Source organism: Pantoea sp. X-Soil-OKNW-713 (genome assembly GCF_059730685.1).
The window spans coordinates 1,848,925-1,865,346 of the sequence record NZ_AP035995.1 but is presented as its reverse complement, the minus strand read 5'-3'; the positions used below and the strand labels follow the sequence as shown (position 1 = coordinate 1,865,346).

Here is a 16,422-nt window from a genome sequence, read left to right as displayed (position 1 = left end):
TTAAAATGCAGGTGATACGTGCAGAAGTATTTAACAGAAGCGCGTCAATTGCTGGCCCTTGCGATCCCGGTCATCCTTGCTCAGGTTGCCCAGACCGCAATGGGTTTCGTGGATACCATTATGGCCGGTGCGGTAAGCGCCACGGATATGGCCGCCGTTGCGGTGGGCACCTCTATCTGGCTCCCCGCCATTCTGTTTGGTCATGGTTTGCTGCTGGCATTGACGCCTACCGTTGCGCAACTCAATGGGTCGGGACGACGTGAGCGCATCGCGGAACAAGTCCGTCAGGGTTACTGGCTGGCGTTTTTTGTCGCGCTGCTGATCATGGTGGTACTGTGGAACGCAGGCTATCTGATTCATGCCATGCATGATATTGATCCGCTGCTGGCCGCCAAAGCCGAAGGCTATCTCCATGCCCTACTGTTCGGTGCGCCTGGCTACCTGTTTTTTCAGGTGGCGCGTAACCAGTGTGAAGGTTTGTCGAAAACCAAACCCGGTATGGTGCTGGGTTTCCTCGGTTTGTTGACCAATATTCCACTCAACTATGTGTTCATTTATGGTCATTTTGGCATGCCAGCGCTGGGTGGCGTGGGCTGTGGCGTCGCCACCGCCAGCGTCTATTGGGTGATGTTTATCGTGATGCGCTTCTGGCTGAAACGTATGGGCAGCATGCGCGATATCCGTATGAGTACCGCCTTCTCCACGCCGTCGCGGGTCATTCTGTCACGCCTGTTTGGCCTTGGCCTGCCGGTCGCACTGGCGCTGTTTTTTGAGGTCACGTTGTTTGCCGTGGTCGCGCTACTGGTTTCACCACTCGGTATTGTCAAAGTCGCCGGGCATCAGATCGCGCTGAATTTCAGCTCACTGATGTTTGTCCTGCCGCTGTCGCTCGGGGTAGCCACCACCATTCGCGTCGGTTATCGCCTGGGTCAGGGTTCCACAGAACAGGCGCGGGTCGCGGCCTGGACCGCGCAAGGGGTCGGCATCAGTATGGCGGCCCTCACCGCGTTGTTTACCGTGACCTTCCGCCATCATATCGCGGCGCTGTATACCGCGAACCCGGAAGTGATCACCCTGGCGGCGCAACTGATGCTGTTGGCGGCCATCTACCAGTTCTCTGATTCAATTCAGGTGATTGGCAGCGGTATCCTGCGTGGTTATAAAGATACGCGTTCTATCTTCTTTATTACCCTCGTCGCTTACTGGGTACTGGGGCTGCCGGTGGGTTATATTCTGGCGTTGACCGATCTGGTCGTACCAAGACTTGGCCCTGCCGGTTTTTGGTGTGGCTTTATTGTCGGACTGACTTCGGCGGCAGTGATGATGCTATGGCGCATTCGCCGTTTGCAACGCCTCCCTGCGCAGGTGATTCTTACGCGAGCAGCACGCTAAGTCGCTGAGCGGGCCGGAAAAGGCCCGCAACGCCTAAAAAAACGACGCATAGCACAGATGCTGGTCAGTCATGATGAAAAATCGCTTTTTCCCCTTGCCAGCTCATCTGCCTGCCGTTAATATTCGTCCCCGCTGTCGCCCTGACAGCGTGTTGCGCTCTTAGCTCAGTTGGTTAGAGCACCACCTTGACATGGTGGGGGTCGATGGTTCGAGTCCATTAGAGCGCACCAAGTGCGTCCGTAGCTCAGTTGGTTAGAGCACCACCTTGACATGGTGGGGGTCGGTGGTTCGAGTCCACTCGGACGCACCATTTCTTCACCCTGAAGTATCACGGGTACAATGCGCTCTTAGCTCAGTTGGTTAGAGCACCACCTTGACATGGTGGGGGTCGATGGTTCGAGTCCATTAGAGCGCACCACTCTTTTTCAGTTTCCTGTTGCGCAACTCTCTCTTCCTTGATCTGTATCGTTTTATCTTACTGCTTTCATATTGGTTTTCGCATACTTAGCGACTATACTATGCCGCGTTGTCCCACTTGAAAGGTTTCAGCGCTAACGTGTTAATGGCGAGAACTCAAATTATTTGCGCAACACCGCCTGGTCGGTTCTCTCGCGAACCGCACAACTTCCCTGCACGCTTAGCTATCGTCTCCTATTCTTACTCTGTATTGCCCTTATCAACACCAAACGAATTTCCACTTCGGTGCCTGCGCATCGAATCCCAACCTTTATCATCCATCACAACTTACAGATAAGCTGACATGAAAAAGACCAAGATCGTTTGTACTATCGGTCCGAAAACCGAATCGGAAGAGATGCTGACTCAACTGCTGGAAGCAGGCATGAATGTCATGCGCCTGAACTTCTCTCACGGGGATTATGCCGAACATGGTCAGCGCATTACCAACATGCGTGCTGTCATGGAAAAAACCGGTCGTCAGGCTGCGATTCTGCTGGACACCAAAGGTCCTGAAATCCGCACCATGAAACTGGAAGGCGGCAATGATGCCCCATTAAAAGCTGGCCAGACCTTCACCTTCACCACTGATCAGTCCGTCATTGGCAACAGCGAGCGCGTCGCCGTCACCTATGCGGGTTTCACTGAAGATCTGAAAATCGGCAACACCGTGCTGGTTGATGATGGCCTGATTGGCATGGAAGTTATCGAAGTCACTGAAAACACCGTGGTATGTAAAGTGCTGAACAACGGTGACCTCGGCGAGAATAAAGGCGTTAACCTGCCAGGTGTCTCCATTCAGCTGCCGGCTCTGGCGGAAAAAGACAAGCGTGACCTGATTTTCGGTTGCGAGCAGGGTGTCGATTTCGTTGCCGCGTCCTTTATCCGTAAACGTTCTGATGTGCTGGAAATTCGCGAGCATCTGAAACAACACGGCGGCGAACACATTCAAATCATCTCTAAAATCGAGAATCAGGAAGGTTTGAACAACTTCGACGAAATTCTCGAAGCGTCTGACGGCATCATGGTGGCCCGTGGCGACCTCGGCGTAGAGATCCCGGTTGAAGAAGTGATCTTCGCGCAGAAGATGATGATCAAGAAGTGCAACAAAGCACGCAAAGTGGTGATTACCGCCACGCAGATGCTCGATTCCATGATCAAAAACCCACGCCCAACCCGTGCTGAAGCTGGCGACGTGGCGAACGCCATCCTCGATGGTACCGATGCGGTGATGCTGTCTGGTGAAAGCGCCAAAGGTAAGTATCCGCTGGAATCGGTCACTATTATGGCGACCATCTGTGAACGTACCGACCGTGTGATGAAATCACGCATTGATTCGCTCCAGGACTCACGCAAACTGCGGATCACGGAAGCCGTGTGCCGTGGTGCCGTTGAGACCGCTGAAAAGCTGGAAGCTCCGCTGATCGTCGTCGCCACTGAAGGCGGCAAATCAGCCAAAGCCATCAGAAAATACTTCCCGGATGCGACCATCCTGGCCTTGACGACCAATGCCACCACCGCACGCCAGTTGATTCTGAGCAAAGGCGTTGAAACCCACCTGGTTAACGAAATTGCCTCAACTGACGATTTCTATCGTATTGGCAAAGAAATGGCGCTTGAGAGCGGTTATGCGCAAAAAGGCGACGTGGTAGTGATGGTTTCTGGTGCACTGGTTCCAAGCGGCACCACCAACACGGCATCAGTACACGTACTCTGATTTTCGCTTGAATGTTTATTAAAAAGCGCCCTTTTCGGGCGCTTTTTTTATTCCGGGTCTAATACAAAAGCACGAAATTACCAATCGATAATAACTATTCAAAAACCCAGAAAATTAAGGCTAATCCGATTAAATATCTCTGTTTTAGCTAAATATTTTTATCATCTTCTGCTAAACGATGCTTCTTTGAGCGAACGATCAAGTTTAAGCGTGTTCTCAGCAAAAATTTATTCTCAACTCAAAAAGCTTTGTGTAATACTTGTAACGCTACATGGAGATTAACTCAATCTAGAGGGTATTAATAATGAATCGTACTAAACTGGTACTGGGCGCGGTAATCCTGGGTTCAACTCTGCTGGCTGGTTGCTCAAGCAACGCTAAAATCGACCAGCTGTCTTCAGACGTTCAGACTCTGAACGCTAAAGTTGACCAGCTGAGCAACGACGTGAACGCAATCCGTTCTGACGTTCAGGCTGCTAAAGATGACGCAGCTCGTGCTAACCAGCGTCTGGACAACCAGGCTCACTCTTACCGTAAGTAAGAGTTCTGGTACTAAAAATGGCGCCGTTATGGCGCCATTTTTTTTGTACTGAATTCACCGTCAGGGTTTGGTCACTGTCGTTCCGCTGGCCTCACTGATGGTCGCACGTCCCGCTTCATTCCCCTGCTGAGACTGCACCACCTGCGGCATCGCCGTATCCTGCGTCACCGGTTCACCGCTGCTTACCAGCACCGGCATCCCTGAACGTCGTTCCAGCGCAGCCTTAATCAACGCAGTATCGCTTTGCGGGCTATTGATGAAGGTCTTCATCGGCGCAGTTAAGGCAATCGGCATAGTCTGCGGATCGTCTTTATCGGTGCGAGAGAGCGGCTGATGCACTTCGATATAGCGCTTACCATCCGGTTCGATGGCATATTTCACCGGCTGATTGATCACCTGTACACGCGTCCCCTTCGGTACGCTGGCGAATAACGCTTCAATATCTTCAGGACGTAAGCGGATACAGCCGGAGCTAACGCGCATACCAATGCCGAAATCCGCATTGGTGCCGTGAATCAGATATTGCCCGGTACCGCGTGCCAGACGCATGGCAAACAGCCCCATAGGGTTATCAGGGCCGGCAGGGACCACGCCCGGCAAGGTGATGCCTTCTTTGGCGTAGCGTTTGCGGATATTGGGTGTGGGTGTCCAGGTCGGATTGGGGATCTTTTGGCTGATGCTGGTTACCATTACCGGCGTCGCTGCGCCGAGCTGACCAATGCCAATCGGATAGACAATGACCCGGTCTTCCCCTTTGGGGTAGTAATAAAGACGTAACTCAGCCAGGTTTATCACAATCCCTTCATGCGGCGTGTCTGGCAACAGCATCTGCAAAGGGACGGTGAGCTGAGTCCCGGCTTTCGGCAACCAGGGATCAACGCCAGGGTTTGCTTCCAGCATCCCCAGCAAACCAATCTTGTAGTGGCTGGCAATGCTTTCCAGTGGCCGCTTATCATCCGGCACCACAGTCAGGGTATTTTCACCAATTAAACGGCTGCCCGCCTCGGGCAAAGGGTATTCCGTGGCAAGCGCAGGTGCAGAGAGTCCCCAGCAGGACAACAGCAATGCACCGGCCAAACGTAAAGCTGGTCTCATGCAATTTTCTCTTTGTCGGAAGAAACAGACCCCGGTCAGGTTGGCCGGGGTCTGGAGAGTGTATCTTAGCTGAGGGTCTGAGCGTTATGACGGATAGCGCGAATCATCGCTTCCAGCCCCTGCGAACGTGAGGGGGTAAGGTGTTGGGTGAGCGCTAATTGTTCAAACCAGTAGCGCACATCAAGGTCCAGGATTTCTGCCGCTTTCAGCCCCTGATACAGGCTAAATACCACGGCGATCAAGCCCTTAACAATGGCGGCATCGCTGTCGCCCTCAAAAGCAATAGTACCATCCGTTTGTGGAGTCATGGTGATCCACACCTGGCTTTGACACCCGGAAATCACATTTTCCGGCTGATATAAGCTTTCGGACGATTCTGGTAATTTTGCCCCGAGTTCAATGATGTAGAGGTACTTCTCTTCCCAGTTAGCGCAACGGTTGAAGTTGCGCACCAGTCTCTCTTTATCTGGCAAATTTGCCATTTGATACTCCTGAATCTGCTCAACCGCCCAGCAGACGATGAATTCGCGTCAGACCTGCCGCCAGACGGTCGGCTTCTTCTTCGCTGTTATACAGCGCGAAAGAGGCACGGCACATGGCGGGTACCGCATAATGACGCATCAGCGGCATTGCGCAATGGTGGCCAGTGCGGATGGCGATGCCGTACTGATCAAGGAAGCTTCCCACATCAAATGCATGGTGCTTACCAAGATTAAACGCCACCACGCCGCTGCGTTCGACCGGACCATAAATGGTCAGATCCGGCACCGAGGCCAGCTTATCCAGCGCATAACGCATCAGCATCGACTCACGCTGCTGAATGGTGTCCAGCCCGAGATCGGTGATCCATTTCAGGGCTGCACCCAGACCAATGATCCCACCCGTATTGGGAGTCCCCGCCTCAAAACGCCAGGGCGCGGTATTCCAGGTGGTGCCGGTGGGCAACAGCACCTGATCGATCATTGAACCGCCACCTTCCCACGGAGGCATGATATCGAGCAGTGCTTTGCGGCCATACAGCACGCCAATCCCGGTCGGACCGTAGATCTTATGCCCTGAGAAGACGTAGAAATCGCAACCGATATCCTGCACGTCAACCGCATGATGCATCACCGCCTGGGCGCCATCCACCAACGTCACCACACCCGCCGCTTTCGCCTGGGCAACAATGGCTTTCACCGGGTTGACCGTGCCCAATACGTTAGAAACGTGAGTCACCGCCAGCAAACGGGTACGGCTGTCGATCAGCCCTGCCAGTTGTTCCAGCGCCAGCTCACCTTGCTGATTGAGGGGCAGCACACGGATTTCCGCACCGGTACGCGCAGCAACCATCTGCCAGGGCACGATGTTGGCGTGATGCTCCATCTCGGTGATGATGATGTTGTCGCCCGGTTGCAGCTGACTGCCACCCCAGCTGTTAGCCACCAGGTTGATCCCCTCAGTGGTGCCTTTGACGAAAACAATCTCTTCCGGGGAGGAGGCATTAAGAAAACGCGCGGCCTGAGTGCGCACGTTTTCCATATCGGTAGTGGCCTGGGCACTCAGCGAGTGAATGCCGCGGTGCACGGCCGCATAGCCGTGCTGGTAGAAATGACTTTCCGCATTAATGACGGCCAGCGGACGCTGTGCGCTGGCCGCACTATCCAGATAAGCCAGCGGATGACCGTTGACCTCGCGTTTCAGAATCGGAAATTCCGCTCTGATTCGTTCGAGATCGAAACTCATGACTCAACTCCCGGGATGCGCGCAGCAATGCGCTGCAACACCGCCTGACGTAGAACCGGATTCTCTAACTTTTCGGTCAACTCAGCGGCAAAGGCATGGATAATCATACGCTGAGCCGCAGACTCTTCAATACCACGCGAACGCAGGTAGAACATCTGCTCATCATCAATACGGCCCACGGTAGCACCGTGGCTGCACTTGACGTCATCAGCATAGATTTCCAGTTGCGGCTTGGTGTCCACTTCCGCCAGACGCCCCATCAACAAGTTGTTGTTGGTCATCTGTCCGTCAGTTTTCAGCGCATGCTGAGCCACTTTAATCATGCCGTTGAACACCGCACGGCCTTTGTCACGCACGATGGTTTTGTGCATCTGACGGCTCATGCAGTAGCCTTTGTTGTGTTCCAGGTAGCTGCGCGTATCGCACACTTCCTGGTTAATCGGCAACGCCAGGCTATTCATAGCAAGGTTGGTGTTCTCACCGTTCAACTGTGCGCTGGTGTTGTGACGTGACAACCCGGCACCCAGCAGGAAGCTGGTAGTACTGACCTGCGCATCACGGCCGATCACCACGTCGTTATGCGCGAAGTGGTAGCTCTTATCGCTCTCAAACGACAGTTTGATATGCGACAGTTTGGCATTCTCTGCCACGTCAAAGGTGAAACGTGCGCCAGTGAAATGGGCGACATCATTCAGGGTGACGTAATGCTCAATCACTTCCGCCTCTGCGCTGGCTTCCAGTTGCAGATGGTGGCGGTGATGTACGGTATTCATACCCGCGTCCTGGCCGCTGGTAATGTGCAGCAAATACAGTGGAAATGCCGCCGCTTTACCGCGCGCCAGACGGATGCTGGTCGCTTCTTCTGCCAGGCTTTCCGTCAGGTGCAGGAACACTTCCGGCTGAATCGGGGCCGGCAACGGACGACGTTCAGCGGCCTGCGAATGCTGGATCTCAAACAGGCCAGTGTCACGGCTGCTGAGCGAGGCCTGGAAACGACCATCCACATACACCAGACGTACCGCTTCGATCGGCAGCGCCAGGGCTTCCACCTGCTCCGCCGTCACTTCCTGCGGTTGCGGCAGCACAAACTGCTGCCCCAGCAGACCTTCCAGCGGGGTGTATTTCCAGTTTTCATGCTTGCGCGTCGGCAAGCCGAGACGCATCAGTTGCTGCCAGTGCTGCTGTGCCTGCAAAGAACGCACGTCACCGCGCGACTCAAACAGGTGATGCCACTGTTGCAGCGCGTTATCACTCTTCGTCGGTAAGCCAGCCATAGCCTTGCTCCTCCAGCTGTTTCACCAGCGTAAAGTCACCAGACTTCACAATTTTGCCCTGATACAGAACGTGCACATGATCAGGCTTGATGTAGTCGAGGATGCGCTGGTAGTGGGTGACGATAATGAATGAACGCTTGCCGTCACGCAGGCTGTTGACGCCGTTTGCCACAATTTTCAATGCATCGATATCCAGACCGGAGTCGGTTTCATCGAGAATGCACAGATCCGGCTCCAGTGCCGCCATTTGCAGAATATCGTTACGCTTTTTCTCACCACCGGAGAAGCCTACGTTAACTGAACGGGTCAGCAAATCTTCCGGCATCTTCAGCAGATGGATTTTATCTTCGATAAAGTCCTGGAAATCGAAACGATCCAGTTCTTCCTGCTCACGGTATTTACGCACCGCGTTCACAGAGGTCTGGAGGAAAAATTGGTTGCTGACGCCCGGAATTTCAACCGGATACTGGAACGCCATAAAGATGCCTTCGCCCGCACGCTCTTCCGGCTCCAGCTCCAGCAGATCTTTGCCTTTAAAGGTTACGGAACCGCCGGTGATTTCATAATCTTCACGGCCAGCCAGGGTTGCAGACAGGGTACTTTTACCGGAACCGTTCGGTCCCATAATGGCGTGCACTTCACCCGGCTTCACTTCGAGGTTCAGGCCGCGCAAAATTTCTTTGTCTTCAACACTAACCTGTAAATCTTTGATGCTTAACATACTCTTTCCTTCACATTGCTTCCGGCAACGGGCCATCAGCCCACGCTGTGCTCAAGGCTGATTGCTAACAATTTTTGCGCTTCCACGGCGAATTCCAGTGGCAGCTCGGAGAAAACATCTTTACAGAAGCCGTTAACGATCATCGAGATCGCATCTTCTTCACTGATGCCACGTTGCAGACAGTAGAACATCTGATCTTCACCGATACGCGATGTCGTGGCTTCATGCTCCAGCTGCGCGGTATTGTTACGCGCTTCCACATACGGGAAGGTATGCGCACCGCAATCCGGGCCAATCAGCATCGAATCACACTGGGTAAAGTTACGCGCGTTAGTGGCGGTCGGCATGATTTTCACCAGACCGCGATAGGTATTCTGGCTCTTACCGGCCGAGATGCCTTTCGAAATGATGGTCGATTTAGTGTTCTTACCGATGTGGATCATCTTGGTGCCGGTATCGGCCTGCTGATGACCACTGGTCAGCGCCACGGAGTAAAACTCACCGATGGAGTAATCACCGCGCAGAATGCAGCTCGGGTATTTCCAGGTGATGGCTGAACCGGTTTCTGACTGCGTCCACGACATTTTGCTGTGGTCGCCTTCGCACAGGGCGCGTTTGGTGACGAAGTTGAGGATACCGCCCTCACCTTCTCCGCCCGGGAACCAGTTCTGCACCGTGGAATATTTTACTTCGGCGTTCTTGTGGATAATCACTTCCACCACCGCCGCATGCAGCTGATAGCTATCACGCACGGGTGCAGAACAGCCTTCGATGTAGCTCACGTAGCTGTCTTCATCCGCCACCAGAATGGTACGTTCAAACTGACCGGTTTTTGCCGCGTTGATGCGGAAATAGGTCGACAGCTCCATCGGACAGCGCACGCCTTTCGGGATGTAGACGAAAGTGCCGTCCGACGCTACCGCAGAGTTCAGCGCTGCGAAGAAGTTATCGTTGGCCGGAACCACAGTACCAAGATACTTTTTCACCAGCTCAGGGTGTTCCTGAATCGCTTCACCGAAGGAGCAGAAAATGATGCCCTGCTCCGCCAGTTTGCCACGATAGGTGGTAGCAACCGAAACGGAGTCGAAAATCGCATCGACCGCCACTTCTTTACCTTCACGTACCGGTACACCCAACTGATTAAAGGCGTTTTCCACTTCCTGCGTCAGATACTCACTGGCAGGGGCGCTGCCGGAAGCCTGAGTCGCACCTGGCTCGGAAGCACAGGTGTCATCGCAGTTGCCACAGGAGGGCGCGGAGTAATAGCTGTAATCCTGGTAGTCGAGTTTCTCATAATGCGCTTTCAACCAGTGCGGCTCTTCCATTTCCAGCCAGGCACGAAAGGCTTTTAGACGAAACTCCAGCATCCACTCTGGCTCGTTACGCTTAGCCGAAATTGCCCGTACCACGTCCTCATTGAGGCCATGAGCAAATTCTTCGGTTTGCAGTTGGGTAAAGAAGCCCTCTTTGTAGTTGAGCTTGCCTTCCCACATTTGTACATCGTCAGATGTTTCGCTGTGTCGTGACATATTTCACTTACTCGACGCCAAAGCTTTCACCGCACCCGCAGGCGTGCTGAGCTTTAGGGTTGTTAAATTTAAAGATCTGGTTCAGGCCTTCACGGACGTAGTCGACTTCGGTGCCATCGACAAACGGCATGGCCTGTAGCGGCACATACAGGGTTGCGCCGAAGTATGGGAACTGCAGGTCGTCAGCGGCAGGTTCTTTCACCAGGTCCATGACATAACCAAAACCGGCACAGCCGGACTGTTTCACTCCTACCCGCAGGCCCTTGACTTCAGGATCCTGTGCGACCAGGTTAAGAATCTGTTTTGCTGCCGATTCGGTCAGCGTCAGCCCCTTCCAGACGAAATCATCGGGTGAAAAAGAAGCTGCATTTACTGATGACATAGTGCTACCTCGTAAGTCTGGGCCTTTTCAGGCTATCCCCCTATGGTAGTGATATCAGATATCACTTCAACCTCTTGTTTTGCAGGGATAATCATCTCGTGCTATTTTTTACTGTTGCTTTGTTAAGCATAGTCGCTTCACACTGCTTTGCGGCGGGGAAAACTGCCGCGCCGATACAATTGTAACCTGTTAAAAAATCGCAAAATTTCATTTTGTCACTTTACGATTTTCCGCTGATTGATAGGTTACGCCTTTCCTTAATGTGAAGAAATTGTTATTGCCGATTTGAGTAACAGGCAAAGTAAATCAATAAAATTTCTCTAGGGAATTGCATTCCTGACGTGGTTGAATATGATAATGATTATCATTAACCCATTAAGGTGGCGACATGACGCTTTCCGTCTCAGCCTGGTTACAACACAAAATCGATGAATATAAGTTTTCGGTACGTGATATCACCGTTGACTTCTATATGGCTCAGGCAAAGCTCAACCGCACCGATTGTACAATCGAACAACTGCGTCGTTTTAATGACACCTGTCTCGATATGGCGGAAATCTGCCAATTGAATGGCGATGACCAAAGCTATCTACACGCCATGGGCAAACTCCATCACCGCTTAGTGCAGGAGATGGGCAATGCCGATCGCGACCGTTTGTTCCGTATTCAGGCCTATCAACTGGCGCGCCTGTCGCTGACTCGCTTGTGTCATCAACTGGCGCTGAGCGGCGAGTGGGATCAAGCCACCAGCCTGCAAAGTGATTTCGTCCGTCACGCAGGCTGGATATTCTAATCCAGCTGCGTCCTGACGTCTCCTGGAATTCTACAATTTGTTTACAATAGTTCCAGCAATGCCTGAAGCGGGTGACGCATGCCATTGCCTTCCGCGCGTTTCACCTGACTACGGCATGAGAAACCGGTAGCGAGACAGCGTTGACGCGGCAGTTTTTGCATCTGCGGATGCCAGGACAACGCGTAAATCCCCAGCGAGTTCTCCAGATTTTTGCTTTCGTGTCCATAGGTGCCCGCCATACCGCAGCAGCCGACATTAATGTTTTCCAGCTTCGCTCCGAAACGGGCAAAAATGTCCTGCCATTGGTTGGGGGTTGAGGGTAGCGCGGTCACTTCAGTGCAATGGGCAAACAGATACCAGGCCTCACCCCCGGTGCTCTGCACGGCACGCTCCGCCACCGCAGTTTGCAACCATTCATGGACCAACAACACATTAAAATCACCGCGCTTCTCGCCCAGTACCTGGTTGTACTCATCCCGGTAGCACAACACGGTAGCCGGATCGACACCGACCATCGGCATGCCTAACTGCGCCACACGATTGAGGAAGTCCGCGGTTTTTTCCGCCGTGCGGGCAAAACGTTGCAGGAAGCCTTTGACATGTTGCGCCTTGCCGTTCGGTGAAAATGGCAGCAGCACCGGGCGGTAACCGAGTTTCTCAATCAGTTTGACAAAGTCAGTCACCAGTTGGGCTTCGTAATAGCTGGTAAACGGATCCTGTACCACCAGCACACAATCCTTGCGCGCGTTGCTGTCGAGCGCTTCCAGTTGCTCCAGCGTCAGGTTCATCGCCGGATGGCCACTCAGCTGCTGCTTCAGACTCGGTGAGGAGAGCAACGGCAAATCGACCATGCCGATATGGCTTTTGCTGAGCTCGCGCATCCACGGCTGTTTCAGGAAGAAGTTAAACACCTTTGGCGCTTTCGCCATCAGCGGCGCGTAGCTTTCTACCGTGGCAACCAGATGATCGCTCATCGGGCGCAGATAACGCGTGTGATACAGTTGCAGGAAGCGAGAGCGAAAGTTCGGTACGTCAATTTTAATCGGGCACTGGGTCGAACAGGCTTTACAGGCGAGGCAGCCCGCCATCGCTTCTTTTACTTCATGAGAGAAATCATACTCGCCTTGCTTCGCATGCCATGAGTTACGGGTACGCTGAATCAAGGTACGCAGGCTGGCGCGTTGCTCTGGCAGGGATTTCTCCAGCAGCACCGGATCCACCCCCTGCTCGGACAGCAGGCGCAACCATTCACGCGTCAGCGTGGCACGGCCTTTGGGGGAGTGGATGCGGTTACGGGTGATTTTCATCGACGGGCACATCGGGCTGCGCGTATCAAAGTTGAAGCACAGACCGTTACCATTGCACTCCATCGCACCGCGCCAGTCATTGCGCACTGTGAGCGGGATCTGGCGATCATATGTGCCGCGTTTCACCGCATCGACCTGCATCATCGGTTCGTTACTACCCAGCGGTGTACAGATTTTGCCGGGGTTCATGCGGTTATCGGGGTCAAACGCCGCTTTGATGCGACGCAATTCGTTAAACAGGGTTTCACCGAAAAACGCCGGACTGTATTGCGCGCGGAAACCTTTACCATGTTCGCCCCACAGCAGGCCGCCATAACGTGCGGTCAAGGCCACCACTTCATCGGAGATCTGTTTCATCAGCATCTCTTGCTGCGGATCGCACATATCCAGCGCCGGACGGACGTGCAGCACACCGGCGTCGACATGACCAAACATGCCATAGCTCAGGCCGTGGCTATCAAGCAGAGCGCGGAAATCGACGATATAATCCGCCAGATGCTCCGGCGGCACAGCGGTATCCTCAACAAACGGAATTGGCTTGGCGCGCCCTTTAGCGTTCCCGAGCAGACCCACCGCTTTTTTGCGCATATTATAGATGCGCTCAATGCCGCCTAAGTCGTTACACAGCTGATAACCGATCACTCCACCCTGCTGCTGCGTCATCAGTTCATCCAGACGCGCGCACAAGGTCGATACCTGCTGCTCAATCAGTTCACCGTCATCTCCGGCGAACTCGACGATGTTCAGTCCCAGCATCTCTTTATCCGGCACATCGGTAATCAACTCTTTAACCGAATGCCAGACGATATCTTCACGCGCCAGATTCAATACTTTTGAGTCGACGGTTTCCACCGATAACGCTTTTGCTTCGACCATAAAGGGGGCGTTGCGCAGTGCAGAGTCGAAGGAGTCATATTTGATATTTACCAGCCGGCGCACTTTCGGGATCGGCGTGATATCGAGTCGCGCTTCGCTGATAAACGCCAGAGTGCCCTCGGCACCGCACAGCAGGCGCGTCAGATCAAAGGTGTGCAGATCGTCACTGAACACATGGCGTAAATCATAACCGGTGAGAAAACGGTTCAGTTTCGGGAATTTTTCCAGAATCAACGTACGTTGTTCACGACAACGCGTCATCACCTGCTGATAAATACGCCCTTCTTTGGTTGGCGTTTGCGCCAGTTTCTCCGCTAAATCGGTCGGCATCGCGCGGGTATCAAGAATATCGCCGCCCAGCAGCACCGCGCGCAGACCCAGAACATGGTCGGAGGTTTTGCCATACACCAGCGACCCTTGCCCGGAAGCATCGGTGTTGATCATCCCGCCCAGGGTGGCGCGGTTACTGGTCGATAACTCAGGGGAGAAAAAGAAACCGTAGGGTTTCAGCCAGGCGTTTAACTGATCTTTCACTACCCCGGCTTCGACGCGAACCCAACGTTGTTCGGTGTTGATTTCGAGGATGCGGTTCATGTAGCGCGACATATCAACCACAATCCCCTGATTCAGGGACTGCCCGTTGGTGCCCGTGCCGCCGCCGCGTGGGGTAAACACCAGGCTGGCAAAACGTTCTTCCCCTGCCAGACGCGCAATCAGCGCGACATCCGCGGTGGAACGGGGAAAGAGCGCCGCATCCGGCAGCAATTGATAAATGCTGTTATCGGTTGAAAGTGAGAGACGATCAGCGTAACTGGTGGCGGTATCGCCAGTAAATCCTTGCTCTTTTAAGGACGCCAGGAATGTCAGCACCAGTTGAACGAGGCCCGGTGCCTGGGAAATCTGTGGGATCATTATTGAGTGACCGAGATGTTGTAAACGTTTGCGTAGTCGATTCTTATGAATTATTCGTTTTATCACATTTTTCAGTCGCTCGCTGTTTTTTCAGGAAACGTAAAAAGCGGCCTGCATTTCTCTGTTTAATCCTTCTGAAATAGGTAATCATTGATTGGGGACAGTAAACCCCACTGTGAAGGATTCAATTGAGGTCAAAAGGCTGTTATGAAAAACCTGCAAGGCGGTTTGGACTTACCGCAAATGCTGTTCTCACTGATGTTCATCCTGCTGATGATCATCGCCTGCCTCTGGGTAGTTCAACCTTTTATTCTGGGTTTCGCCTGGGCCAGTATGGTGGTAATCGCCACCTGGCCGCTGATGATTAAGTTGCAGCATCTGTTATGGGGACGCCGCTCGCTGGCGGTAATCGCCATGACCATCCTGTTGCTGCTGCTGTTTATCATCCCCATCGCCGTGCTGGTAAATAGCCTGATCGACAATAGCGCGCCGGTTATTGCCTGGGCCACACAGGGCCATATGACGGTGCCACAGCTTGACTGGCTGAAAGAAGTGCCGATGGTCGGTGACAAACTGTTTGTCAGCTACCACAAGTTGGTTGATGGCGGTGGCTCAGCAATTATGAGCAAGTTGCAGCCCTATATTGGTCGCACCACCGGCTTCTTTGTCGCCCAGGCGGGTCATTTTGGCCGCTTTATGCTGCATCTGGGATTGATGCTGCTGTTCAGCGTGCTGCTGTACTGGCGTGGTGAGCAGGTCGGGCTGGGTATTCGGCATTTTGCTTACCGTATGGGTGGACGCCGTGGCGATGCCGCGGTGTTACTGGCCGGTCAGGCCATCCGCGCCGTCGCGCTGGGGGTAGTGGTGACAGCGCTGGTGCAGGGCGTATTGGGCGGTATCGGTTTAGCCATCTCGGGTATCCCGTATGCCACCCTGCTTACCGTGGTAATGATTCTTTCCTGCCTGGTGCAGCTCGGCCCATTGATTGTGTTGGTCCCGGCGATTATCTGGCTCTACTGGAGTGGAGATACCACCTGGGGCACCGTGTTGCTGGTGTGGAGTTGCGTGGTCGGGACACTCGACAACGTACTGCGTCCGATGCTGATCCGCATGGGTGCCGATTTGCCGATGATTTTGATTCTCTCCGGCGTGATCGGCGGTCTGGTGGCTTTTGGCATGATTGGCCTGTTTATCGGACCGGTGGTGTTAGCGGTATCCTATCGCCTGGTATCAGTATGGATGCATGAGGCTCCGGCACCGGATGACGATCCTGAAACCGTGGTAGAAGAACTCACCGAGCACGACGACCATACTGCCTGACCCTGCCTTACGGTGGTTAACGCCAGTTAACCACCGTCACACAATTTCCTTTTGTTAACGAAATTTTCCATAAGCGATTTTTAAGAAAAACCGCATTTTCACGCCATTTCCGTCAGTTTTGATAACGGAAAGATTATTTTCTGTACTGATTGACGGCCAAAATCCACTAAAAACACGTTTAAAAGATTATCAGCTTTAAACTAATAAGAGGATTCTTAAAGACGGCAGAAGCGGCTGTGAATAACATGTTTCCTATGTTTGAGATCAAACCACTGATTTTTAAACAACCTTTTTCCCCTGAGTAAAGTGAAGAATTGCTGTGTGTAGTCTTTGCCCATCCCCTGTGATGGGCTTTTTTTTGGGGATTTTTTGCCTCAGAGCA

13 protein-coding genes, 3 tRNA genes and 1 other RNA gene are annotated in these 16,422 nt (G+C 53.2%); 9 read left to right on the top strand and 8 right to left on the bottom strand.

Features of this window, described 5'->3' with window-relative positions:
* Positions 1-18 precede the first annotated feature (18 nt).
* From AC6I8R_RS08630 to AC6I8R_RS08605, 6 genes are all read left to right on the top strand, one after another.
* Positions 19-1,392, top strand: coding sequence for an MATE family efflux transporter (locus tag AC6I8R_RS08630; protein WP_021185251.1), 1,374 nt, complete (start codon positions 19-21; stop codon positions 1,390-1,392).
* 153 nt (positions 1,393-1,545) lie between these two features.
* Positions 1,546-1,622 (top strand) — tRNA-Val (locus AC6I8R_RS08625).
* 3 nt (positions 1,623-1,625) lie between these two features.
* Positions 1,626-1,702, top strand: a tRNA-Val gene (locus tag AC6I8R_RS08620).
* A 31-nt stretch (positions 1,703-1,733) separates the two neighbouring features.
* A tRNA-Val gene (locus AC6I8R_RS08615) sits at positions 1,734-1,810 on the top strand.
* A 342-nt stretch (positions 1,811-2,152) separates the two neighbouring features.
* Entirely contained in the window at positions 2,153-3,565 is a 1,413-nt protein-coding gene (gene pykF / locus AC6I8R_RS08610) for a pyruvate kinase PykF (RefSeq protein WP_021185252.1), read from the top strand.
* A gap of 304 nt (positions 3,566-3,869) precedes the next feature.
* Positions 3,870-4,106, top strand: a complete 237-nt coding sequence (locus AC6I8R_RS08605) for a major outer membrane lipoprotein (protein ID WP_007374746.1) — start codon at positions 3,870-3,872, stop codon at positions 4,104-4,106.
* Positions 4,107-4,166: 60 nt separating this feature from the next.
* Here the strand turns inward: AC6I8R_RS08605 and AC6I8R_RS08600 are convergent, their stop codons facing one another.
* The 7 genes from AC6I8R_RS08600 to sufA all read right to left on the bottom strand — a co-directional run bounded on the left by AC6I8R_RS08600 (position 4,167) and on the right by sufA (position 10,832).
* Positions 4,167-5,201: a L,D-transpeptidase family protein gene (locus tag AC6I8R_RS08600; protein WP_036626935.1), complete on the bottom strand. Its 1,035-nt coding sequence runs from the start codon at positions 5,199-5,201 to the stop codon at positions 4,167-4,169.
* A gap of 65 nt (positions 5,202-5,266) precedes the next feature.
* Complete coding sequence (sufE, locus tag AC6I8R_RS08595) at positions 5,267-5,683, bottom strand: cysteine desulfuration protein SufE (RefSeq protein ID WP_021185254.1); 417 nt, start codon at positions 5,681-5,683, stop codon at positions 5,267-5,269.
* 19 nt (positions 5,684-5,702) lie between these two features.
* Entirely contained in the window at positions 5,703-6,926 is a 1,224-nt protein-coding gene (gene sufS / locus AC6I8R_RS08590) for a cysteine desulfurase SufS (protein WP_497832116.1), read from the bottom strand.
* Positions 6,923-8,200 carry a Fe-S cluster assembly protein SufD gene (sufD, locus tag AC6I8R_RS08585; RefSeq protein WP_497832115.1) on the bottom strand — a complete coding sequence of 426 codons (1,278 nt, stop codon included), beginning with the start codon at positions 8,198-8,200 and terminating at the stop codon, positions 6,923-6,925. Before sufD ends, sufS begins: the two co-directional genes overlap by 4 nt.
* The gene (sufC, locus tag AC6I8R_RS08580) at positions 8,175-8,921 is read right to left on the bottom strand and encodes a Fe-S cluster assembly ATPase SufC (RefSeq protein ID WP_021185257.1); all 747 of its coding nucleotides are present in this window, start codon (positions 8,919-8,921) and stop codon (positions 8,175-8,177) included. Before sufC ends, sufD begins: the two co-directional genes overlap by 26 nt.
* 35 nt (positions 8,922-8,956) lie before the next feature.
* Positions 8,957-10,450 carry a Fe-S cluster assembly protein SufB gene (gene sufB, locus AC6I8R_RS08575; protein WP_021185258.1) on the bottom strand — a complete coding sequence of 498 codons (1,494 nt, stop codon included), beginning with the start codon at positions 10,448-10,450 and terminating at the stop codon, positions 8,957-8,959.
* Positions 10,451-10,457: 7 nt separating this feature from the next.
* On the bottom strand, positions 10,458-10,832 hold the full coding sequence (gene sufA, locus AC6I8R_RS08570; protein WP_021185259.1) for a Fe-S cluster assembly scaffold SufA: 375 nt from the start codon (positions 10,830-10,832) through the stop codon (positions 10,458-10,460).
* 388 nt (positions 10,833-11,220) lie between these two features.
* On the opposite strand from sufA, the gene AC6I8R_RS08565 reads away from it, so the two are divergent.
* Positions 11,221-11,625 carry a hypothetical protein gene (locus AC6I8R_RS08565; RefSeq protein ID WP_013508839.1) on the top strand — a complete coding sequence of 135 codons (405 nt, stop codon included), beginning with the start codon at positions 11,221-11,223 and terminating at the stop codon, positions 11,623-11,625.
* A gap of 41 nt (positions 11,626-11,666) precedes the next feature.
* Here the strand turns inward: AC6I8R_RS08565 and ydiJ are convergent, their stop codons facing one another.
* Positions 11,667-14,720, bottom strand: coding sequence for a D-2-hydroxyglutarate dehydrogenase YdiJ (gene ydiJ / locus AC6I8R_RS08560; RefSeq protein ID WP_415172971.1), 3,054 nt, complete (start codon positions 14,718-14,720; stop codon positions 11,667-11,669).
* Positions 14,721-14,927: 207 nt separating this feature from the next.
* Here ydiJ and ydiK point away from each other — a divergent pair, with 207 nt between their 5' ends.
* Both ydiK and rprA read left to right on the top strand, forming a co-directional pair.
* Positions 14,928-16,040 carry an AI-2E family transporter YdiK gene (ydiK, locus tag AC6I8R_RS08555; RefSeq protein ID WP_021185261.1) on the top strand — a complete coding sequence of 371 codons (1,113 nt, stop codon included), beginning with the start codon at positions 14,928-14,930 and terminating at the stop codon, positions 16,038-16,040.
* A 254-nt stretch (positions 16,041-16,294) separates the two neighbouring features.
* Positions 16,295-16,402, top strand: an RNA gene (rprA, locus tag AC6I8R_RS08550) — antisense sRNA RprA.
* The last annotated feature ends 20 nt before the right edge of the window (positions 16,403-16,422 follow it).